This window comes from Rubripirellula reticaptiva (assembly GCF_007860175.1).
In the GTDB taxonomy this organism is placed as follows: domain Bacteria; phylum Planctomycetota; class Planctomycetia; order Pirellulales; family Pirellulaceae; genus Rubripirellula; species Rubripirellula reticaptiva.
Genome location: NZ_SJPX01000001.1, coordinates 37,482 through 61,257, shown reverse-complemented (window position 1 = coordinate 61,257; position 23,776 = coordinate 37,482). Strand labels below are relative to the sequence as shown.

Below are 23,776 nucleotides of genomic sequence, written 5' to 3'. Positions count from 1 at the left end.
GAAATTGAATTCTATTGACCATTCTGCCGCGTCCGTCGGACAGAAACGGAATGCTAAGATTTACATTTGATATGACGATTCGTGCGAAACTGCAGACCATTTTGTTCGAGTGGATGTGACTCGTGATCGAATCACCTTTTCTTTGCGCCCGCAAATGCAGCTCGAATCCAGTCGCCGCGGGTTGTGCTGTTATTGGACTCCGGCAGGCCGTGTTGGCGAGCCAGTTGATTCCAGCGAGTCTTAAGTTCCTCATCCAGTGGCTGGTCGAGCTTGATGGAGTGGCCAGGAAACGCTTCGTAATACTGACTAACGATATGCTTGCCTCGCGCGCCTGGTTTTTTCGGAGCGGGCTCGATTCCATGCAAGCCGCCAAGGCTGCCCCACCATTGCACGGGGATAAAGTCTGGGTGGCTCGGAGGCACGTCGCTCACGTGGATCGTTGCTCCGCCGCTCGACCAAACACGGCGTTTTAATGCTTCGACATCGACCTCCTGCACAGAGACGCTCTCAGCCAGCGCCATGTCGGCTGCAAACCCAGCAGCGCCTCCAAGCGACATCCAGATTGGTTCGAGTCGCAGAGCGCAGAAACCGACATGGCTTGCGCTGCAGGCTGTCGGAACCAGCAAATTGCGAATCTTCTTCGGCACCAGCACGCCAAAGGGAATTTGATAGGGAGCAACGCCCTTGTAGAATTCGCCCGTGTGTCGTCCGCCGATAGGTGGTCCTTCGTGGCCTGTGCCGTGGCAGTTGTGACTGTATTCTCCGACCGCGATGGCGTCGAGATGCAACCGGGCACGGGCGTCGTTGGGGGCGTATTCGGTGTCGGCTTCGGTGTAGACTCGCAAGCCCACCATGCGGCGACCTTCTCGAACGTAGATTTGCGGTGGGATGTGGCCGGTGTCCGCAAACTCATCGCGGCATAGACCCCACGTCGCGGCTTCCTTTCGAAATGCCTCAGGCAGTTCGGGATCGGTCTGGACGAAATGGATCAGGCCGAGCTGCCAGTCGAGATGCTTCTTCTCTATCAAGCGGCGGGTGGCGAGGTTGCCCTCGGGATACTCGTGATGTTGACCTGGCAGCGAAAGACGAACGAGTCCCTGTGAGACATCGTTGATGTCGTGCTTGCCGTTAGGCATCACCGGAAGATGTGCCTTGAGTATGAAGCGACGGCCGGGATAGCCGAAGGCAGCGTCAAACTGCCCGGCTTTCACCAGAGGAATGATCGCCGCATAGTCCTCTCGGTTGTAATTGTCGGGGACAGGAATAGGTGCGTGATTCGTCGGGTTCTGAGTCATGCATAGACGGAAGTTGTAACCCTGCAGTTCGGCGTCGGCAGCTTCCGGCGCGAGCGTTTCTGAATACTCTGACTTCGCCTCGCGGCCCACGCGGTACGGAATCTTCGCTGCTGCCAGCAGGTCGCCTTCGTAAGTGGCATCGATGACCAGCCGCGGCTTGACCGTGACTTTCTTTGAATCCGGAAGCACAAAATGCAGAGCGGTGATGGTCGAGTTCTCAACGTCAACTTCGACCAGACGGTGGTTGGTTAGGACTGTGATTGTCGGCCGTTCGGCGAGCATCTGTTGAAAGATCAGCAGGTTGACTGAAGGCTCACCATGGGTTCCCTGCCAGCTGTCTTGGACTTGCGCAGAGTCTTCACCATAAGTAGCCTGGTAGTGCTTTAGGACTCGCTGACTAAACAGCAGAAAAGGCCCGTTGAGTGCTTCGAAGCTATGGAAATCCGAATGCGAGAGGCCGTGTGTCATCATGCCACCGATTCGCCCCGTGGGCTCGACCAGCCAAATGCTTCGGTCGCCTTCAGCAGCATTCAGTGCCGCGGCAATGCCCGCGGGCGTGGCACCGCACACGACAATGTCTGGTGAATCCAAGGACCGATCGGCGGCTCGCAACACAGCCAGCGGCGCGAGCATCAGGGCCGCAACAAGCGTTAGGAGTAAGGTGCTTGTATCTCTCATGTCGTCTCTCATGGTTAAGCGAATCTTAATGCATTTGCCAGTCCGTTCTTGGTCGTGGCCATTAGGTCATCTCATTCAAATTGCCAGTGCTGCTGCCGAAGGACTCTGTTTCAACGCCAAGGTACTGCAGCATCGTGACGAACAGGTTGCACAGTGGTTTGTTGCGATCGCTCCGGAAGGCGAGGTGCTGGCCATGCTTGAGTCCGCCGCCAGCGAGCAGAATCGGCAGGTTGTTATTGTCGTGGGTGTTGGCGTCCCCCATGTTGCTACCGAACAGGATCATCGTGCGGTCCAGCAACCGGTCTTCCCCTTCACGAGTTTCGGCAAGCTGTCCGAACAGCTTGTGGAGCAGCGTCATCTGCTGATGATCGGCGTCGATGAGTTGTTGGACCTTCGATTCTGACTGACCATGATGACTGAGATTGTGGTAGCCATCGGTTGTGTTCTGATCGGGATGCAGTTTGAACACGGGAGTCGCAAAGGCATCGACCATCAGCGTGACGATCCGCGTGGAATCCGATTCCAGCGCCAGCCGCCCCATCGACAGCATCAGGTCAAACTTCTCGAAGAACAACTTCTGGTCGCGAATGTCGTCCGGTGGTTGCTGATCAGTTATCGGTTTCGGGCGCAGTTCCCACTGGCGAGCTGTTTGCAGTCGCTCTTCGATTTCGCGGACGGACGTCAGGTACTGGTCGAGCCGTGATTGATCGTCGCGACCGAGATTGCTGCGGAACTGCCGCGTATCATCCAGCAACGTATCGAGAATGCTGCCGCGTTCGTCGAGTTTATGGAGCTGGTGTTTTACAGCAGCCTGATCGCCCTGGATGAACATCTTGCGAAACAGAGCAGACGCACTGTCTTCGGCGGGCAGCAGCACACCGTCTCGCGTCCAGGAAAGACTGCGATTCGCCTTGTCGATGTTCACGCCGAGATTGAGCGTCGGGAACCGCGTCACGGGTCCCAGGCGTTCGGCGGCGAATTGATCGAGCGAGATTGTATTGCGAAAGCCACTCTTGGTCGGGCCACGGGCTGCCGTGAGAAAGCAGTTCTCTGTGCTGTGACCACCGTCGACATCGGGGTGTGAGAGGCCACTGATCACCGTGAAGTCGTCGCGGAACTCGGCAAGAGCCTGCAGGTACGGTGAGAGTTCGTAATCACGCCCGGGTGTTTCCGGAAAGAACTGTTGCGGCAGGACCCCGAGGTTGTTCGAGATCAACAGCATTCGCCGCGGAAGTTCTGCATCCGGTTGCTTTGCTGATACTGAACGCAGGCTGTCCAGAAACGGTAGCGCAAGCGTGACTCCCGCACCGCGAAGAAACTGACGGCGATTGATTTGATAGCGGCCTATCATCGGCTGCCTTCCTTTCCGAGAAAGATCCTGCTCTGCACCAATGCATGGACGAGATCACGAACGCGATATCCATCTGCTTCGCAGGCATCGAGCATTGATTCGATCTCCTCGCGATCTGAGAACCGGACCGGAGTTCCGGTCGCATAAAGCGTGAACTGGTGCAGAAGATTGCGGGCCAGTTGACGTGGATTGCCTGCAAGGATGGCCTTCAGTTCGTGAATGTCCTGAAAGCGGCGACCATCCAGCAAACGGCCGCTGGCATCGACCGTGTCAGCAAGTGCGTAGGCGAAATCGTGGCCGGCGCGGTCTATCCCGGAGATGCGTTCTCCCGCTTCGAGTCCGCGATAACGTGTTCGCCAGCCGCCCAGGACATCGAAGTTTTCCAATGCCAAACCAACGGGATCGAACCGCGCATGGCAGCCAGCACACGATTCCGATTTCGTATGCAGAGCCAACAACTCACGAATCGTCTTCGCGCCACGAATGTCCGGCTCGACAGCGGGGACGCTCGCTGGCGGAGGCGGGGGTGGCTGGCCGATCAAACGCTCCATGATCCACGCGCCGCGGATGACCGGCGACGTCGATGTGCCGTTGGCGGTCACTTTCGAAATGGCCGCCTGCGTCAACAGACCGCCGTAGGGACTGTCATCGGGTAACACGACCTTTTGCATTTTGGACCCGCTGAGCGGTTTCAAACAGTAATGCCGCGCAAGACGATCGTTGGCGTAAACAAAGTCGGCATCGACTAGAACACTCGCTGGGAGATTGTCGCGAATCATCGCCGTGAAGAAGGTGCGAGTTTCGCGCTCCATCGACTCGATCAGGTACTCATCAAAGCGGTACTCGGGATGCAGACGAATATCCGGTTCGTCGCGTCGCATGTTGCGCAGGTCGAGCCAGTAGTCGGTAAAAGCATCAACGAACCGATCGAAGCCGGGACTATTGATCAGCCGATCGGTCTCACGGCGAAGTGTGTCAGCATCGCGGAGCTTTCCCGCGCCGGCCAGTTCCATCAACGCCGGGTCCGGCCGCGTGTTCGTTAGGAAATGCGATAGTCGTGAGGCAATGGCATATTGATCGAGATTGCCAGTCGCTGGATCAGCAGGTTCTCGCAGATAAAGGAAGTGGCTGGAACAGAGAAACGCCTTGTAACCGGCGAGCATCGCCTCAGGGAACGGGCTCCCCTGCTCGAGTCGCTTGAGAATGAGTTGCTCGAACCGGAGCAGTGCTTCTTCCGGTACAGGCATGCGAGCAGCGATCTCTACGAAGCGCCGAAGTAGACGCCGCGAGTCTTCTTGCGGGTTGGTGGATTGAATGTCCGCTCCAAAATCATCAAACAAGACGTGGTGTGACGGCGGCGGCCATGTCTCCGGCGGGAGCGGACCTTCGACTTCCAGCCATTGAAAGGCAACCCCCGGTTGGCCACCATCGGGAAACGGCGGATAACGATACGTCGGCGGGCCACCGTTGACGTTACGTGCCAGCGGAACTGGCAGACCTAACAGGCTGTACTCGAACGTCTCTGTTGGAAGTAAGCGAATGGTCGTCTCATAAACGGCGGGCTCGGGCTGAATGTCGATGATTCCACCCGTTGCCCGAATATCGCCAGAGACATCCGGGCCAGACGGCTTTCGCGCGCGAAACGTCATCGGCACCGGATCGGTTGCCGGTTTGAGCTGATACCCTTCGGTCTGCAAGACGGCCCGCGCCGAAAAGCGGACCCGGTATTCGCCCGGGAGTTTCGCAACGAATCCACGCGGATATCCGAAATAGGGCCAGTGAGCCGACCGGAACAACGCCAGTTCCAGTGCGGGATCGTCTTTAAGATTGTCGAGTTCTGTCGTATCAACCGCCTTGTTGTCCTTCGCAAAGAACATCGCTTCGCGTTCACCAAAGGTGCTGGTGGCCGAAAAAAGCTGCGTCCCCGCCGCGTGATACCTGGTGACCGGTGGCGGCTCCGGTCCGCCCGCCACCGCCTGTCGCAGCGCCGCGTCGGCGGCATCGAGGTTGGCAGCCAACTGCACGCGGGACATGTCGAGTGCCGCGGCAGTCTTGTTGAACCGATGGGCAACGCGATCTTCCGGCAGCATGTCACGAATATCGAGCAGCGGCAGTTTCAGCACGTCCCGCAAATTCTGTTCGTATTCGTCACGGTTGAGCCGTCGCAACGGACCGCGACCGTTTGCAAGAACATCCTCACGATCCGCTTTCCCGATAACGTCGTGCAGTGTCTTCACCAGTGACTGTCGATCACCATCTGAGAGACTTGAATCATCAGGCGGCATCTCACCCGATTTGACTCGATCATGAATCAGAATCCAACGCTCGCGAAGTCGTCGGTCAGCCAGATCAAACGTCAGTGATGTGAGGTCCAGTCCAGCTTCTGCCGAGTCGCCGTCATGACAGTCGACGCAGGTCTTCCGGATGAGTTCACCAATTGGCTTGGGGATTTCCGACGCGTTTGACTTCGATGCGCAGATGCAAAACAGCAAGCACACTCCGTTAAACAAGGAGACCTTCAAGTGGCCGCGGGATGCCGAGCTGCTCACGCCAGTATCTCCTTGATGACGTGACCATGCACGTCTGTCAGGCGACGCTCGAAGCCATTGTGGTAGTAGGTGAGTTGCTTGTGGTTCAGACCTAACAGATGCAGAATCGTGGCGTGGAAATCGTAGACGGTGCTGATGTTTTCGGCGGCTTTGTAACCGAACTCATCGGTCGCCCCGTAAGTGAACGGTGCTTTCACGCCAGCTCCCATCATCCATGCCGTGAATCCGTCTGGATTGTGATCGCGTCCGCTGGCTCCCTTTTGAAATGTCGGCATGCGACCGAACTCGGTCATCCAAACGACCAACGTATCCTTCAACAACCCACGCCGCTTCATGTCTCGAAGCAGAGCCGCGCAAGGTTGATCCAGCACCGGGCCATGTTTGCTGTACTGTTCTTGAAGCGATTTGTGTCCGTCCCAGTTACTGACGCCTTCGCCACCAGTCTGATAGGCGCCATTGAACAGTTGCACAAAACGGACGCCGTTTTCAATCAACCGCCGCGCGAGGATACAGTTCTTCGCAAACTGTGCCTTCAAGGTGTTCTGCGAATCGTCCGCTCCGTATTCGCGCAAAATACTCTGCGGTTCGCTCGACAAGTCGGTGACTTCGGGAACGCTCAACTGCATCCGCGCGGCGAGTTGATAACTGGAAATTCTCGCCGCTAGTTCGCTGTCGCCCGGAAATTGTTCGAGATGACGCTGGTTCATGCGTTCCAGAAAACTTCGCGTCGCTCGATCAGTTTTTGCGCTGACACCCGGCGGAATGTCGAGGTTGTCTAGCGGTTTGAGGGCGCTGAACTCGGTTCCCTGAAAGGCTGCGGGCAGAAAACCCGGTCCCCAATTATTGACGCTCGACTGCGGCGTGCCACGTGGATCGGCAATCGCGACGTAAGCCGGCAGGTTTTCGTTCTCGGTTCCCAATGCCCATGTCGCCCACGCGCCCATGCTGGGGAAACCATCGAGCGTATAACCGGTCGACATGAAGTTTTCGCCCGGCCCATGCGTGTTGGTCTTTCCGGTCAACGAATGGATGAAACACATGTCATCGGCGAGTTCCGCAAGTTGCGGCACAAGTTCCGAAATCATCTTGCCGGATTCGCCACGCGGTTTGAATTCCCACGGACTCTTCGTCAGCATGCCTTGTTCGCCCTGAAATGTCACCAGCGACTCGGCGCCCGGCATGGGCTGGCCATGGCGTTTGATCAGTTCGGGCTTATAGTCGAACGTGTCGATCTGGCTGCACGCACCCGCGCAAAAGATCACCAGCACATTCTTCGCCGCCGCAGGATGATGCGTGTCACGAGCAGCGAACGGTTTCGCGGGATCGATCTTCGGACGAATCGGTGCAGTGTCGGCAAGCAACCGTTGCTGATCCAGCAAACTCGCCAGCGCGATGCTGCTGAGTCCCGTCGTCGCCTGAGTCAGAAAGTGTCGTCGATTCAGAAATGGAGTCATGGTGGGTTTCTTGATTGATTCGTTTAATGCGAAGCCGAAGGCGTCGAACGGTTGTGAATTGTCGCCTTCGGCTAGCCGTTAAACGGCCACTACGGAATGAACACGAATTCATTCGCATTCAGCATCGCGCGGGTGAACTGCTGGATGCCTTCTTGTTGAATGAACGCTTCGCTATCGGCCAGTTCTTCGTCTGTCGGATCTCGCTGAAAACACAACTGCCAGGCTCGTATGATCTGCTCCGGCCGTGTATCGGATTCCTTTTCCAATCGCCGCGCAAACAGTTCGGCTTGTTGCATCACGAATTCGCTATTAAGCAGATTCAGTGCCTGCAGCGGTGTGGTCGAGCGACTTCGTTTCGGCACCACCATGCTCGCATCGGGGCAATCGAAGGCGCCGAACACCTGCTCACGTTCCTGTCGCACTTTCGTCATGTATATCATCCGTCGCCAATCGGCTGGGCCAAACGTTTTCTTCGCGTGATAGTGACGCACATTCTCCATCTCCACTTCAAACGGACTGAACCCCAGACCACCAGCATTTTTGAGGTCAAGCACTCCGGTTACGGCGAGGATGGAATCGCGAATCGCTTCCGCCTCCAAACGTCGAGGCGGGAATCGCCACAGTAGACGCGATGTCGCATCGACTCGCACGGCATCCGCATTCGGTCGATTGCTTTGACGCCATGTGTCAGAATTCAAAATCAGTCGATGAATATGTTTCAACGACCAATCGTGAGCCATCAGTTCGCTGGCCATCCAGTCGAGCAGCTCCGGGTCACTCGGCGGTGTTCCGTTGAGTCCGAAGTCGCTGGGCGTGTCGACGATACCGGTGCCGAAGTGGAACTGCCACAACCGATTGACGATCACGCGTGCCGTTAACGGATTGTCCTTGCTGGCAACCCAATTCGCCAACGCCAGTCGACGGTCACGCTCGGGCGCGTCGGACGACAGATTCAGCGATGTGAAGACTTCGATCGCATTCGGAGCAACCTGCTCGCGCTTCGCATCTCGTTCGCCGCGATACAAACGATGCGTGGGACCGGGTTGTGAAAACGTGCCGGCATAAACGAGTGTCGAACCTTCGAGTTCCTTTTTCTCGTCGCGAGCTGTCTGCAACCGCTTCAACCACGTCTCACCCTGCACCGCTTCCGCATCCGGAAACTTCGCGAACTGATACTCTGGCTCGGAAGGCTTGCTACCCGAGTAAGCTGTTCGATCAGCCGATGACGCTAACAATTCCCATTGGCCCGCTTCCACAGCGGATTCGATGTGGTAATCGATCGGCAACCGGTCGGCAAAATGTCCGTCACGATCGCGGCCCCAGACGACGCGGTCGATGATGGCCGGTGCGGCGAGTTCAATTTGGACCCAGCCGCCTTTCGCAGAATCGACAATCCAACTGCGATCATTGCCGTGACGTCCATCGTTGATGTGCAACAGTTTATGTTTTGGATGCACGAAGTCGCCGGACGATGTCGCTTTGGCACCGCAGTCAGCCAGAGCAACGTTACTTCCTTCAGCGTAAACTTCCAACTCATCAATACAGCCTGCGCCGCCAGTGGTTTTCTGAATCGTGAAGCGAATGAAGCGTGCTTTTCGTTTCTCGAAGACCTCTTCGTTCTGCTTGGCGTTGACGGACGGACGTAGTTTCGATTCATCTTCGGCCATGAATTTCTTCAGCCGGTCATTCAGTTCTGCGATCTCCGCATCCAGCGTCGCGATCTGCTGTTTGGTTTCCGGCGATGGCGGCAGCGAGCGATCACCGTGCTCGACGCCGGCGAACACGGCTTGCATCGAGTAGTAATCGCGCTGGCTGATGGGATCGAATTTGTGATTGTGGCAACGCGCGCAGCCAGTCGTCAGTCCCAAAAACGCTGTGCCGGTGGTGTTGATCATGTCGTCGAGCTCGTTCATTCGCTGAGCCTGTCGCAGTTTCGGGTCGGAACCTTTGACTTGATCGACGGGACCGGCCACTAGGAACCCTGTAGCGACGTCCGCTCCCAGCGCATCACCGGCGATCTGCTGGCGAACGAATTCGTTGTAGGGTTTGTCGTCGTTCAGCGACTGGATGACCCAATCGCGATACTGCCACGCCGTCGGTCGCTCGCGATTCATTTCATAGCCATGCGTCTCCCCGAACCGTACCAGGTCCAGCCAGTACGTCGCCCAACGTTCACCGTAATGCGAACTGGCAAGAACACGTTCAACAAGCGTTTGCCAAGCATCGTCACTATCATCCGTCACGAATGTCTCGACCTGCTGCGGTGATGGCGGAATGCCAAGCATCACGAGATACAACCGTCGAATCAAAACACGTCGTTCCGCAGCGGGCGATTGCGTTAAATCGTTGTCTGTCAACTTGTCGTGAACGAACTTGTCGATACCACTTGCTTGGGAACGCTTTACCGGCTGGAACGCCCAGTGCGAAAGATCGACTTTCCTTTTTGCTGGTCCGTAGCTTTCCGGAGTCGTTGCTCCGTCGGCGATCCATTGTTCGACTAAATCTATTTCGCCTTTCGATAATGATTCATCCGGCGGCATTTCCTTGCCGGTTTCTTTGTGCCGAATCAACTTCAGCAGAAAACTCTCGTCTGGTTTTCCTGGCACCACGGCAGGCTCGCCCGAGTTCCCACCGGAAAGCATGTCTGCCAAGCGATCAAGTCGGAACAGACTCTCTTGTTCATCCGGTCCATGACAATCGATGCAATGAGCCTGAATGATTGGTTCGATGTCTTGCGTGAAGTCAACTGCTTGCACTTCACAAGCCAAGATGACTGCGAAGAGCAAGGCAGACAAACGCTGATTTGACATTCTTCTTTTCATGTTCATGTTTCTCGCAGAATCTCTCTGATCACATGTCCATGAACGTCTGTCAAGCGGCGCTCAATCCCGTTGTGATAAAACGTCAAACGCGTGTGATCGACGCCCAGCAGGTGAAGTGCTGTTGCGTGGAGATCGTAGCTGTAGGCCGGCGACTGGACGGCCTTGAACCCGAGTTCATCTGTGGCTCCGTAGCCGGATCCACCTCGAATGCCACCGCCGGCGAGCCATGCGGTGAATGCTCCGGCGTTATGGTCACGGCCTTTGCCCTGGCCGCCTTGAGCACCGGGCTGACGACCGAATTCGGTCGTGCAAATCACCAGTGTTTCGTCGAGCATTCCCTGCTGCTTCAAATCGTTCAACAGTGCCGACGCTCCCGTATCCAGCACCGCGCCCCAGTATCCGTGATCGCGAACAACATCTTCGTGGCTGTCCCAGTTCGGGCGTATCTTTTTCGCCGTGGTGTTTTCCGCACCGCAATAAATCTGTACGAACCGCACACCGCGCTGAACCAATCGCCGAGCCAACAGACATTGCCGACCAAACGAACCAGTCTCGGGATGGTCGATATCGTAGAGCTGTTGTGTTGCTGCTGTCTCGTTACTCAGGTCGGTGACTTCGGGCGCGCTCAGCTGCAATCGGGCGGCCATCTCATACGCCTTGATTCGCGCGTCGAGTTCGCTGTTGGCGGTGCGAGATTCGATGTGCATACGGTTGAGCTGCTCAAGAAACGCAAGTCCCGCACGATCCGCTTCAGGATTCGCTGCTGCGAAGTCTCTTGGTGGGAACAGATCAGTGATCGGTCGAGTCGGATTCGATGTATCGAGCGTCGTCGCCTGATGTTCCGCTGGTAGGAAGCCGGCGCCCCAGTTGATGATTCCTCCCGGCGGTAACCCACGTGGATCGGGCAGCACAACAAAGGCTGGCAGGTCATCCGCTTCGCTGCCCAGCCCATAAGTCACCCACGAACCCATGCTCGGAAAACCGGGCAAAGCGAAACCGGTGTTCATCATGAAGCATGCCGGACCATGCAGCGCTGTTTTGCTGTGCATCGAATAGATGAACGCCATATCGTCAACGCACGTTGCCAACTTCGGAAACAGATCACTGATCCACAGCCCCGATTCGCCGTGCTGTCGGAATTTCCAGTGGCTGCCCTGACAGTTACCTGGCTTCGACGCGAAAAACTGTAGCGTGCCATCGGGATCAAACGGCTTCCCGGTGCGTTTTTCAAGTTCTGGTTTGTAGTCAAACGTATCGACCTGGCTCATGCCACCGGGACAGAAGATCTGAATCACACGCTTTGCCTTCGGCGCATGATGCAACTCAGCTCGCCCTTCCCCAGCCAGCATCGCCGTCAGCGCAAGCCCACCGAGTCCACCGCCAGCGGACTGAAGAAAATCTCTTCGTGAAAAACTGATGCTCATTTCTCAATCCACATAAATAAACTCATTCGAGTTAAGTAGTGATCTGCATAGGCCAAACAATCCTTGCTGATGCACAAAGTCGGTCGCAAGGATCAATTCACTTTCTGTTGGCTGCCTTCCGAAAGCTATTTCAAAGGCTCGTGTAATTTGATCCCGTTTGTGCAATCCGGCATCGCTTTCGACGCGTTCGGCCAGGTATCTCGCCTGCTTCAGCATGAAGTCGTTGTTATAGAGAGCCAACGATTGCAGTGGCGTGGTCGTTGTCATTCGGCTGGCCGTCAGGTTCGCTGGATCAGGACAATCAAGCGTCGTGAGAAACCGGTTCGGCGTGGTGCGTACGATGTAACGATAGATGCTCCGTCGCCACAGTTCCGGTTTGTCAGCGGTGATGTAGGTGTAAATCGGGGCATAGGCTTCTTGATACTGAAAGTCCTCGAAACCAGGACCGCCACGCTCGGGGTTCAGCTTGCCACTGACGAACAGCACCGCGTCACGAATCGACTCGGCTTCCAGTCGCCGTGGGTTTTGACGCCAGAGTAATCGGTTGTCCGCGTCGATCTGTCGGGCAGATTCAGCGCTCGCTCCGTCATCGACGTAACTCGACTGTTGGTACGTTTCGCTGTTCAAAATCAATCGATGTATTTCTTTGAGCGACCAGTTGCGCTCTGCGAGTTCTTCCGCCAGCCAGTCAAGCAATTCCGGATGCGATGGCCGACCGCCGCCGAATCCAAAATCGCTGGGCGTATCGACCAATCCCTTGCCGAAATGCCAGTGCCACAGACGATTCACGATCACCCGGCGCGTCAGCGGATTGTCGGGATGAGTGATCCAGCGAGCCAGTGCGGCGCGGCGTTCGCCTGCGCTCGATTCGAGTGTTCCCAGATTCGGAGTCAACATCGCCAGCGAACCGAGTGCCGCGGGGCGAAGCGCTTCACCGATCGGCGATTCGGGATCACCTCGCGTCAACAGCCTTACTTCCGGCACGTCGGATTCGGCAACGACGCCGTAGAACTTTGGTGTTGGCCCGAGAATCTCAAGCTTCGCGTCGATCTCTATTCGCTGCCTGCGAAGTTCAGTAAGTCGCTGGCGATCGTCGACGGTGAGATTCGCTGGCGCAGAGAGCCTCACCGCGGGATCGCCAAAGCCGATTTGATCCATGCTGAAACCGTTTCCGCCATCGGTCACAACCAGTGTCAAAAATCGTGACGACGGAGGCAGATCAATTTCGATATTCTGCAACCCATCATCACGAGTTAGTTTCGAAAAATGTGTAGTTTGTTTTCCGTCAACGAACACCCATGCGTCTGCGTGGTGTCCGCCGACGGCACCGAAGTAACCGAGTTTTGCGGTGAATAGAAGCGAGTCACGCGGGTTTGTGTCTTGCCCCACGAGTGCGCCGCGTATCGCGGCGACATCAAAGGTGATTCCCGCGTTGGCATGCAGTCCCAGCAAACTGTGTCCGTCTTTGGTGAAGTCAATGCCGCCTAGTTCTGGAGAATGCTGACTCGCAACCGGCCCGTTGCGGATCATGTCCCACGCGTCACCGGACGTTTTCGGTAGACCAGTGATGGTTATTCCCGTTGAGCTGACTGGGATCTCGGCCTTGCCGTCTTCGCCATCTGGAATGAACACGCCGTCGATGAATTCGAAATCGGACGGCGAGAATCGATTCGTCTCAACATTGCCGAGTTTCCCAGAGTCACGGGTTTGAACTTTGGCGTTGCGAGGATCAAGAGCGTTGCGATAGGTACCGCTGCCGAGCCCACTGCCGCCGCCAACGATGTCCGCGAGATTCAGCCCGTCGCCTTCAAGCAGTCCAGCCTCGAAGTCGATCTTGTTTCGACGGGCAATTAGCAACTCCCTCCTTTCTTCGTATTGCTTCAGTGCTGTGTCACTCACAACACGATCGTCTCGCCGCACACCGGCGAACACGGCTTGCAGCTGGAAATACTCCTGCTGCGAAATCGGATCGAGTTTATGATCGTGACAGCGCGCACAATTAACGGTCATCGCCATCGTGGCCGTCATGACCTGCGTCGTCATGTCATCCAGATCGAGCGACCTTGCCGACCGACGCAGTAAAGGACTTTTCGTTTCCACTTGCCCGACAAAGTCCCACGGTCCGGCCGCGAGAAAACCGGTCGCGATCACGGCTTGCTCGTCACTGGGCCATAACACATCGCCAGCGATCTGTTCTTGCAAGAAGCGGTCGTACGGTTTGTCTTCATTCAAAGCGCGGATCACATAGTCGCGATACCGCCACGCGTTGTCCCGCCGTTTGTCGCGTTCAAATCCATGCGTGTCGGCGTAGTGTGCGATGTCCAGCCAGTGCTGCGCAAATCGTTCGCCGTAGTGGGGAGAGTCTAACATTCGGTCGACAAGCTTTTCATATGCCTGTGGATCCGCATCGGTCACAAACGCATCAACGGATTCCGGCGCCGGCGGCAGTCCATGCAGATCAAATGACAGACGCCGGATCAATGTTCGACGATCTGTCTTCGGACTGAATGTGAGACCGTGTTGGCTGAGTCTTTCGTGAATAAAGTCGTCGATGGTTGTAGCCTGACTCTCCGAGTCGGGGCTGCTTGAACTCAACTCCGAGTGTCGAGCTACTTCCAACGGCTGCAGCGACCACCACGACACATCAGCCTTTGCTTTCTCTTCGATGACAACGTCGTCGGGCCAATTCGCACCCTGATTGATCCATTGACGTAGCAGGGCCACTTCTTCGTCTGGCAGCGGATTTGCTTCCTGCGGCATCGCGGGCGGCTCACCATCCTGCGATGTCACCAGATCGATCAGAAAGCTGCCATCCGCATCACTGGCGACGACATAGTCGTTCGACTTCAAATCGTCGAGTGTCGCCAGCGATACGTCGCCCTTGCTGCTGTCCGGCGAGTGGCATCGCACGCAATGCTGCGCAATGATCGGCGCAATCTGCTTGCCGAAATCAATCGACTTATCAGCCGCCTTCGCGGAGCAGCCCAGCGCTATCAGCCACAAACAACTCAACGAAATGAAGCAGTTGCGGATAATCGCATTGCAGTTCCGCAGTCGATTGAGCCCGAGGTAGAGCGCGGCGACCCAGCAGTGAAGTTTGAGTTGTGTCATCGTTCGATTTCGCTGGGTCAGTATTTTGGGAAGATCGCAGGAGTCGGGAATCGATCTTCGGGGTCGTTTTCAAGAAGGTATTCCTCGCGAGGGACTTGCATCTTTGGCCAGCTTTCCGGGCGGACACGAACGACTCTTCCGGGTCGAATGCCTTCGATGATCAAGTCCGTCTCAAACTGGATTTGGATACCACTGCTGCCGAGCGGAATTTCTCCGGTTGACTTGGTGACGTCAAGGATTTTGCCACTGGATGCGACGTGGGATGGACCGTAGTGTCCGGCTGTGTGCTTCAAAGTGTTCTCGGCACCATTCATTTGTGCACCGACGCCTTTCTGGAAGTCGTTGTAGAGAGAGGAGTCCATCCCGCCGAAGAGCGTCGCGGTGACGGTCGCGTGGCCGAACTTGCCATACTCAACGGCATCAATCCAGGCTGGCATCCAACGGCTGCGGATGAAGGCTTTGTGCGTCTCGGTCTGAAAATGGGCCGCGTTCTGGATGGCGTCTTCGTTCAGCCAGATGTCGGAGATGTGAAATTGCGTGAAAGCGCCACTCAGCCCATCGCCTGGTGCAGGCTTCCAGGTGATCCCGAGTAGGACGGCCTGCCCATCGAGCTGTTTCTTCCCGCTAGCGGGCCATGCTTTTTCGGCGACCAGGTCTGCGATTCTGATTCGCTCGCGATCACGCCAGATGCGAGTGGCGGCATCGAAGGTCAATTCTTTCCCTTCAAAGTTGCCGTCGCCACCGGTCTTTGGCCCGCGACTAGCGATGATCTTTCCCGCGTTGTTTTTCAGTTCCACTTCTTGAAGCCTCCACACCAATCCCTCGTGCAGGCAGTGACTGGACTCGTCTTCTAGGAGCAGCACATGGTTCTCGGCTGGCGCCGTACCGGTGCCACGATAATGCCCCGCGTCTTTCCTTTTGTTGTCTACCGGCAACACCGGTACGGCGGAAATCTTTGGGGCAGGCGGGAGAAAGGCACGAACGTGCATCACGGTACCGAGCGGGATGTCGCGTAGATCTGCCGGAGCGCCGTGATAGCGGATGACACCGTAGGGAAGCATAGCGAAGGGCTGCGGGTCGTTTCGGTAAAACTTGCCCGTCCCTTGAACGCGGATGCTGCCGCGTCGGTTGGCATGATCCACGAAGACCAGTTCGCCTCGGTAGGAATGCGCCTTTTCCAAAGGCGGAAATTTCCCGGCCTCGGGGCGGAACGGTTCGTCTGCGGCTGCGGCAGATCCAATCAAGGTAACACTGACGCAGAGTGCAAGACGAAACATAGAGGTTGCCGTTTTTCGTGAGGGCATATCTGGTAGTGGCCAGTCTGAGAGCGTGTGGTCGTTGAGGATCACGTTGTTGTGGGCGAACGTAGGACGGACTTCCTGTCCGTCCTGCATTTAGTTGGCGAAAAGCGATCCGTTAGATTTCGATCACTCTGTTGCTATCACCAAAAGTATCAGTCTCCACACCCATGCGTTGGGCCATCGTCAGCAAAAGGTTGCTCATGTGAGCGTCCGGGTTCGCGGGGCGACTGCAGAGTCCGTAGTGTTCGCCGGGCTTCTCGAGTTGGTATCCGTTGAAGTGCCCTTGATTGAAGTCGAGATGGCTGCCGTGCTTCAGGCCAAGGTCCGAACCACCGGCGAAGACGAGAGGAAGGTTGGCGTTACCGTGGCTATGCCCATAGGACATGCCGCTGCCAAACAGAGCCATCGTCGAACCAAGCAGCGGCCGGCCATTGACGTCCTTCGTCTCCTCGAGGCGCGAGAGAAAGTAGCCGAACTGCTCAATGGCGAACGTGTCGTAGTTGGTGAGCTTCTCCATGTAGCCTTCATCACCGCCGTGGTGACTGAGTTGATGGCGGGACTCGGTGATGCCAATTTCCGGAATGGCAAAGGCGTCTCCTTCGCCGCCCAGGCTAAAGGTAGCAACTCGGGTGACGTCCGTTTGAAAGGCGAGCACCATGAGGTCATAGACGGTTCGGAAATAGTCGCCCGCTTGAGTCTTTGGGATGTCGCGGTTGGTGCGTTTGCGATCGGCATCGGAGATCTCAGGCAGCGGCGTATCGAGCCACGTATCGGCCCGTCGCGCGCGGATCTCCGCCTCACGAACCGAAGTAAGGTATTGGTCGAGTCGTCCTTTGTCGGCCGCTCCCATCTTTTGCTCGAGCCGACGCACTTCCGCGAGGTTATCATCGAGAACGCTGGCTTTAAGACGCAAAGCTCTTCGCTGGGCAGCGATGCCGCCTTTCGGTTCCACGAACATGGATGCGAATATTTCACTGCAACGACGCATCGCAGGAAGCTGCACGCCGTCCGCGGTCCAGGCGAGGGAGCCCTGCGTCAGGGCAATCTCCATGGAAGGGTAGCGGGTATGCGGCGCGGTGACTTCGGCCATCTTCTGATCCACGGAGATGGAATTGCGGGCCGAAGGGCCGATCGTTCCGCCGGTCAGCCAGATGTCGATGCAGTTGTGATGATGCCCGAGGCTTCCCGGATGATGTAAACCGCTGACAGGAGTGATGACCTGACGATACTTTTCCAATGGCTTAAGTGACCGGGAAAATTGGTAATCCTTGCCCGGTGTCGTGACCTGATAGTTTAGTGAATGGACGCCATTGGCGAGATAGATGAAGGCGCTGCGCCGAGGCGAGGCGCTTTCCGATTCCGCCGCGCGCAGCGGAATCATGCATTCCAAAAATGGTAGCGAGATGCAAGTGCCCATCGCGCGCAGGGCGTGTCGGCGGTCGATCAACCACGATTGGGAAAGGAAGTGACTCATTGGGAGTTTCCTGGGTTCGTTTAATTCGGTGTGTGTGCTGTTAAGGTAAGTCTAAGTCGTGCATCGGCTGGGTAACGCGATGCGTAAGCAAGGAATTGAATGGTGATGTCCCTTGCGTGCGTATCGTTCACCGCCTGAGCAAATAGGACATAGTCGACGTGAAGCTGCTAATTGGTTTTCGCATTGCGATCGATCGGCAACAGTTGCAGAGCGTCTAGAATCACAAATCCATCCGTGCTCGTGTTCGTGATTTGTATAACGGTTTCGGTGTTCGCTTCGAGTTCGAGCGTGTCGATTGGACGAAAGTGTTTGCCGCTTGGGTGTGGGACGGTCTGATCAACCAAGATGTCTTGACGGTGAGATGCATAAGAAACCGTAACGGGGACATTCTTCGCTCGGGTCTGGTGAGCCGAGTAAGCCATGAGCAACTGATAGCGACCGGACTTCGGTACTTTGAATCGAAAGGTCGCGCTGGCTTTGCCATCGCCCTTTGCTGTTGAACCTTTTTCTCCGCTGAAGACGTATCCACTTTCGATGTACGGTTTGAAATTCGTAGATCGAGACCAGTTGCCTGACAGCTTCGCTTGCGTATCGTCGAGTACAATTCCCGAAAGGGACTTCGCGGCAATGGAGCCGTCCACCGTCGGCAAGTCGGACACGTCCGGCAGCTCCAGAGCCTGGTTTTGAACCAGAAGTCGCGCGCGCAATTTCGTGTACTCGAGTTCCTGCACTGCCACGTTGTCTTTTGCTGCCAGTGCCGCTGCAACGCCAGCGCCTTGGCCAATCACCATCCACGCGCCTTCGATCCTCAACGACGAAATTCCGACGTGCGTGCATGACAGCGCGACCGGCACTAGCAAGTTGTCGCACTGCTCAGGCTTCGGCAGGATCGCGCGGTAGGGCACATGGTAGGCGTATCCCTGACCCGGGATTCTCCGCACAGGGAAGATCGTCCCCTCGTTCATGACTCCACCGTCTTTCAACGCGACTCGCTGGACGTCGTGTGAGTCGATCGGGAACGACGAGATGGCGATGGGGTCATCTTTGCGTGGCTCCTTTAGGATGTCCTTTTGGCTGATGACATACATGCCCTGCATGCGACGCGATTCTCGAACGTAGAGCGCAGGAGAGAAGTGGCCATAGCTCGCAAACTCGTCTTTGCACAGACCGAGTTCCGCATATTTGTTGCGTATGCCCTCGGGCACGGCCGGGTCGGTCGTCAGGAAGTGGATGAACTCAAGCGTGTACTGCTTGTGTGCTTCCCATATCTGCTTCCGGCCTGCTTCGTCAGCTGAATGCCAGTTGTTCCCGCCACCGACTAACCCGATCGAGAACTGTCCACCGATCGAATTGTTGCCATCGAGTTTGTTTCCCGGCAGTGGGTAGAGGTCAAAACCAATGCGTTTCTCTCCCGCCTTCAATGCGCGACGCACGACTTGAAACCGTGACGGGGCGTAGTTTGCTGGCTTTGGTATCGGGACGCGATTCTTCGGGTCCATGGTCAGGCAAAGTCGAAAGCTGTACGTCATGACTCGGCTATCACCTTCCCGCTCGGCACCCGCATCCTCGGTGGTGACTAGTGGCAACGATACTCCAGTTTCATTGAATCCGCTGATGTTCATTTTTTTCTTGGGATACTGCTTGCCCGCCAGCGACTCGTCGTACTCGTCCCGCCCTTCGCGCCCGATCACCCAATCGACTCCCGCCGCTGCCATCAGGTCGCCTTCGTATGTGCCATCAACAAAAGCTCTGGCGGTAAACGTGCCGTTCTTGGTGACAATCGAAGTGATCCGCGGACCATCCTTTGTGACCGATTCGAGATAGCGTTTGGTCAACACAATGACCCCGGCTTCTTCAAGCATTTTCATCGTCACACGCATCGCGACATGTGGTTCGAAAGTCCACCGCGACTGGTCCTTTTTCGACGGGTTGTATGGTGCCCTCAGCCCACGATCGGTGTAGTCTCTAACCACGCGCATGTGCCACTCGTCGAAGAGTCCCATCAAGGTGCTTCGGACCATCTGGTTTGAGTCGCAGTGGCTGAGCCCTCCTGTATTCATCGCGCCAACATGATCGGTTGGCTCCAGCAGAATGACCGACGCGCCTTCACGAGCAGCAGCGATCGCGGCACAAAAGCCGCCGGGTGTCGAACCATAGACGATGACGTCTGTCGAATGGGTTTCCGTGGATGGTGATCGATCGTCCTGGGCGCTCACTTCACCACTTAGAAGACCCATGAAACAAATCGCGATTTTGAACCAAGTATTCATAGAATTCTAAATTTCATTTCCTGAAAGGCAGTTAGCGTTTTCGAATCAATTCCGACAAGGCCACCGCACGCACGATGTCTTTGACTCGGTAATCGTTCTTCTTCGCTTCTTCTTCAATCGTCATGAGATCGCCTTCGTCATCCACGGTCAGCACGCGGCGGAGGGCGTAGGTGCAAAGGTGTTCGATGAAGGCTCGCGCGACCTTGTCGCGGTCTTCGAGCAGAAGTTGTTTAAATTGGACAGAATCGGTGAACGAACGTCCGTCGGCCATCAATCCGGAGGCATCCACCATCGGATCCTCACCCACACCCGTTGGAACTCGCTCGTGGGTGCGCCACTGACCGATGGCATCGTATTGGTCGAAGGCCAGTCCCAGCGGATCGATGTTGCGATGGCAGGCGGCACAACTCGCGTTCTTCGCGTGTGCTTCAATTCGTTGGCGGATCGTGATCTTGGTTCCCTTGGGGGGAATGGGCTCGATCGGATCCACATTGGCCGGAGGTGATGGTGGAGAGCTGTTGAAGATCGATTCACTCACCCATACGCCGCGATGCACCGGGCGGTGTCGGGTTCCGTCCGAAGTCAGCCCGAGCACCGCGCCCATCGTGAGCAGACCGCCGCGATGGTCCTCGGGCTTGAGCGAGACGCGTTGGAAGCCGCCCGTTCTGGGTTCGGGCAATCCGTAGAAATCGCAGAGCCGAGCGTTGGCCATGGTCCAGTCGGAATCGAGGAAGCTATCGATGGGCAGGTTGTTCGCGAGCATCTCGCGGAAGTACTCAACCGGCTCAGCCCTCGTACTCGTCTCGAGCCAGTCGTCATAGCCGGGGTAGAGCTTTTTGTCCGGCGGAAACATGCCCACGCGGTGCAGCTGCAGCCACTGCCGCGCGAAGTCGTCGATGAATCGGTTGACCCTGCTGTCCATCAACATCCGGTCCACCTGTTGCGCCAGTACGACGGACATCTTGTCTGTTCGGGGAGCGTCGGACTGAAGGTCCGTCGTACATAGGGAGCCGTTGCGAGCAGCTAAGAGAAGACCGTTGTCGGGCATCGAACTCCAAAGGAAATACGATAGCCGCGAGGCGAGTTCCGAGTCCGTGAGACGTTCGCGAGCGACTGGATCGCCCTCGACCAGATAGATAAAGTTTCGGGACGTCAGTACGCCCTGCAGCGCGATCCGATAGGCATCGGTCGCCTTTTCGCCCGCCTCGCGTTCGATCCGGTAAGTTTCCAGATAGTCCTCCAGCTCTTCCTGCTCTACCGGCCGCCGCCAGGCGCGCTGGGCGAAGCGTTGCAGATGCTCCGCAACCACTTTCGCAGTCGCGTCATCGGGCGGCAGCACATCATTGCGCCGTGACTTCTCCGCTTCTGTTACTAGCGGCCCTTCCCACTCGATCCAATCGAGCAGCACTGTCGAGAAGATGCCGTTCCCGTCGCCGTCGAACATCTGGGGAGCGTTGGGGTTCAGGAGCGCGGTCTCGCTGCTGTGCGTGAAGACATAGCCGCCTCGGCTGGTGAGCGCGTTGCGGAAGGCGGCGCCGCTTCTTCTGTCCACAACATCGGTGACCACCACGCTGAAATCTAGAGACGCCGGCATCTCAAGAAATACGTCGAACTCATAAACCTGCGGACTGTCCTCGGGTGCTCTAATGTCGAATTCAACGAGGCCATCAACGGTCTCCTCACTGGTTTGCTTGCCGATACTCAGGTGGGCCGGCTGGCCGCCGGGCGGGCGAATTCCGCTGGCCTGAAGGCGGAGCTTGTAAAGTCCGCTGTGTTCCGGACCGGTCTTTCCAAACCAGTTGGACGAAAGCGCGTTTTGGACCCGACCGGGGAAGAGGAGGTAACGAAGCGGTCGCTTGATGCCGAATCGGTCCAACGCCTCCTGTTGACTCTTCCCACCACCATATCGCAACTCTGCTGCTGTCTTGCGGACTTTGTGAGTCTTACTGGCAGCGGCAGGAAACGCGCGGTCGAGCACGATGTCCGCCGCGTGGTAATAGCGATCGACATGCGATGGCGAGAGCGAAAGCTGCGACCCGATACGTTCATAACCGTGCCACAGCGTGTCCTCGTTTAGCTCCCCCGGCTTGGCCGGATCGTAGCGCACGCCGAGCAGATCGTAGACCGTGTTCTGGTATTCCTTCCGGCTCAAGCGGTAGTGTGCCACAGCGGGTCGAACTGCCATGCGGGCTGCCCGCCCTTCTTGGAGCCGAGAGTTGAGATTCATCACGAACGCCGCGATCTCGTCCTGAGTTGGTTGCGGCTCATCTTCAGGCGGCATCTCGCCACTGTTGACCTTATCAAGCGTCTCAGCCCAGTGGTGAGTGTCCACTGCCGCTTTGAAATCGTGCGACAGCCGGTCGATTCGCATGTCGCCTTCTTCTCTATCGGCTCCATGACAGCGGACACAGTTTTTCGTTAAAAACGCCTCAAACGATTCCGCAGCAGACACGGATACCACCGGGGAAACGAACGCCAAAACAACGAAACATAAACGCGACATAGGGAACACGTCAGTCGTGGCGAAGGAGTGCGAAAGATGTGGCTTCACTTTGGCGAAACTCCAGCGGCGACTCGAGAAGATTGAATCATTCACGTCAAAATGTCCTTGATTACATGTCCATGGACGTCGGTCAGGCGACGATCGATGCCGTCATGCCGAACGGTCAACCGCGTGTGGTCAATGCCGAGCAAGTGCAAAATGGTGGCGTGAATGTCGTAGACCTGAGTCGGACTGCTTCGATCAAGCGGTTTGTAGCCCCACTGATCTGACTCACCATGGGTCACGCCTCCCTTGATGCCACCGCCTGAGATCCAATTGGTAAACACATACGGATTGTGGTCGCGCCCCTTGCTTCCTTGAGTACTTGGCATGCGGCCAAATTCGGTGGTCCACAGGACAATCGTCTCGTCCAGCAGGCCGCTTTGCTTCAGGTCCTTCAGCAGCGCCGCGGTCCCGACAGCCATTCCTCGCGCCAGAGGACCGTGATCGCGCTGGATATCTTCATGCGAGTCCCAGTTGCGCCGCGGAAAACCGTTGTCGTTGCCAGACCAAATTTGTACGAATCGCACACCTCGTTCAAGCAATCTTCGAGCGATCAGGCACTTACGACCAAAGTACTCTGCTTCTTCAGCATGGTTGATTTGGTTGGGATAGGTAGCGCCAGGTCGATCAAGTCCATACATTTTCATGACATGCTTCGGTTCGCCGGAAATGTTCAAAGCTTCCGGGGCGGAAAGCTGCATGCGAGCTGCCAATTCATAAGAACGGATTCGTGCGTCGAGTCGTGAATCGGATTCGCGTTGCTGTTGATAACGCCGGTTCATACGGTTTAATAGATTGAGCCCGTCGCGGTCTCCCGCTTTGGTCACGTAATCTGCGTGAGGCAGCAGATCCTCGATTGGATTGTCACGCTGAGGAAAGATCGCTGTGCCTTGCGAGCTGGCTGGCAAAAACGCTGATCCCCAATTCTTCGGACCGTTGCTCGCAAAACCGCGATGGTCGGGCAAGACGACGAACGTCGGCAGGTCCTCGTTGATCGAACCCAACGCGTAACTGATCCACGAGCCCATGCCGGGAAAGCCGGGGCGTTGGAATCCGGTTGCTTGCAGATAGGTTGCTTGGGAATGCACACCGGTCTTGCCGACCATGTTATGCACAAACGCGATGTCATCGATACAAGAACCGAGCGGCGCGACGACCTCGCTGATCATCTTTCCCGACTCGCCGTGCCGAGAAAACTTGAAGGGTGATTTCATCCATGGACCAAGTCCGTTCTGAAACGCCTCTACGTGTTCACCGAAATCGGAATCTTCGCCGTGATGCTTTTCCAGCATCGGTTTGTGATCCCACAGGTCGATATGGCTGGCGGCTCCCGCCATGAACAATTGCACCACTCGTTTTGCTTTCGGCGGATGGTGCAAAACACTCACCACGCCATCGGATGATGCTTGAGAATCTTCCTGCAGCATCGTCGCAAGCGCGAGGCTGCCGAATCCGGCGCCGCCGCTCAATAGAAAGTCACGTCGATTTTGCATGGGGTGATT

General features: G+C 56.6%; 12 protein-coding genes. All 12 read right to left on the bottom strand.

Annotated elements, in window-relative coordinates; genetic code table 11:
• Window positions 1-131: 131 nt before the first annotated feature.
• The gene (locus tag Poly59_RS00185; RefSeq protein ID WP_246151266.1) at window positions 132-1,973 is read right to left on the bottom strand and encodes an FAD-dependent oxidoreductase; all 1,842 of its coding nucleotides are present in this window, start codon (window positions 1,971-1,973) and stop codon (window positions 132-134) included.
• 61 nt (window positions 1,974-2,034) lie between these two features.
• Window positions 2,035-3,324 (bottom strand): DUF1552 domain-containing protein, encoded by a 1,290-nt coding sequence (locus Poly59_RS00180; RefSeq protein ID WP_146532086.1) that lies wholly within the window; start codon window positions 3,322-3,324, stop codon window positions 2,035-2,037.
• On the bottom strand, window positions 3,321-5,873 hold the full coding sequence (locus tag Poly59_RS00175) for a DUF1592 domain-containing protein (RefSeq protein ID WP_146532085.1): 2,553 nt from the start codon (window positions 5,871-5,873) through the stop codon (window positions 3,321-3,323). Before Poly59_RS00175 ends, Poly59_RS00180 begins: the two co-directional genes overlap by 4 nt.
• Window positions 5,870-7,327 (bottom strand): DUF1501 domain-containing protein, encoded by a 1,458-nt coding sequence (locus tag Poly59_RS00170; RefSeq protein WP_146532084.1) that lies wholly within the window; start codon window positions 7,325-7,327, stop codon window positions 5,870-5,872. The genes Poly59_RS00175 and Poly59_RS00170 overlap by 4 nt, the downstream gene beginning before the upstream one ends.
• A gap of 89 nt (window positions 7,328-7,416) precedes the next feature.
• Window positions 7,417-10,149 (bottom strand): PSD1 and planctomycete cytochrome C domain-containing protein, encoded by a 2,733-nt coding sequence (locus Poly59_RS00165; protein ID WP_246151265.1) that lies wholly within the window; start codon window positions 10,147-10,149, stop codon window positions 7,417-7,419.
• A 2-nt stretch (window positions 10,150-10,151) separates the two neighbouring features.
• The gene (locus Poly59_RS00160; RefSeq protein ID WP_146532082.1) at window positions 10,152-11,573 is read right to left on the bottom strand and encodes a DUF1501 domain-containing protein; all 1,422 of its coding nucleotides are present in this window, start codon (window positions 11,571-11,573) and stop codon (window positions 10,152-10,154) included.
• Window positions 11,574-11,576: 3 nt separating this feature from the next.
• Window positions 11,577-14,684: a DUF1553 domain-containing protein gene (locus Poly59_RS00155; protein WP_146532081.1), complete on the bottom strand. Its 3,108-nt coding sequence runs from the start codon at window positions 14,682-14,684 to the stop codon at window positions 11,577-11,579.
• A gap of 17 nt (window positions 14,685-14,701) precedes the next feature.
• A complete protein-coding gene (locus tag Poly59_RS00150) occupies window positions 14,702-15,961 on the bottom strand; it encodes a hypothetical protein (protein WP_146532080.1) in 1,260 nt (419 codons plus the stop codon).
• 139 nt (window positions 15,962-16,100) lie between these two features.
• Window positions 16,101-17,459, bottom strand: a complete 1,359-nt coding sequence (locus Poly59_RS00145) for a DUF1552 domain-containing protein (RefSeq protein ID WP_146532079.1) — start codon at window positions 17,457-17,459, stop codon at window positions 16,101-16,103.
• A gap of 167 nt (window positions 17,460-17,626) precedes the next feature.
• Complete coding sequence (locus Poly59_RS00140; protein WP_246151264.1) at window positions 17,627-19,729, bottom strand: FAD-dependent oxidoreductase; 2,103 nt, start codon at window positions 19,727-19,729, stop codon at window positions 17,627-17,629.
• A gap of 31 nt (window positions 19,730-19,760) precedes the next feature.
• Entirely contained in the window at window positions 19,761-22,325 is a 2,565-nt protein-coding gene (locus tag Poly59_RS00135) for a DUF1592 domain-containing protein (protein WP_222436021.1), read from the bottom strand.
• Complete coding sequence (locus Poly59_RS00130) at window positions 22,322-23,767, bottom strand: DUF1501 domain-containing protein (protein ID WP_146532078.1); 1,446 nt, start codon at window positions 23,765-23,767, stop codon at window positions 22,322-22,324. The genes Poly59_RS00135 and Poly59_RS00130 overlap by 4 nt, the downstream gene beginning before the upstream one ends.
• Window positions 23,768-23,776: the final 9 nt, after the last annotated feature.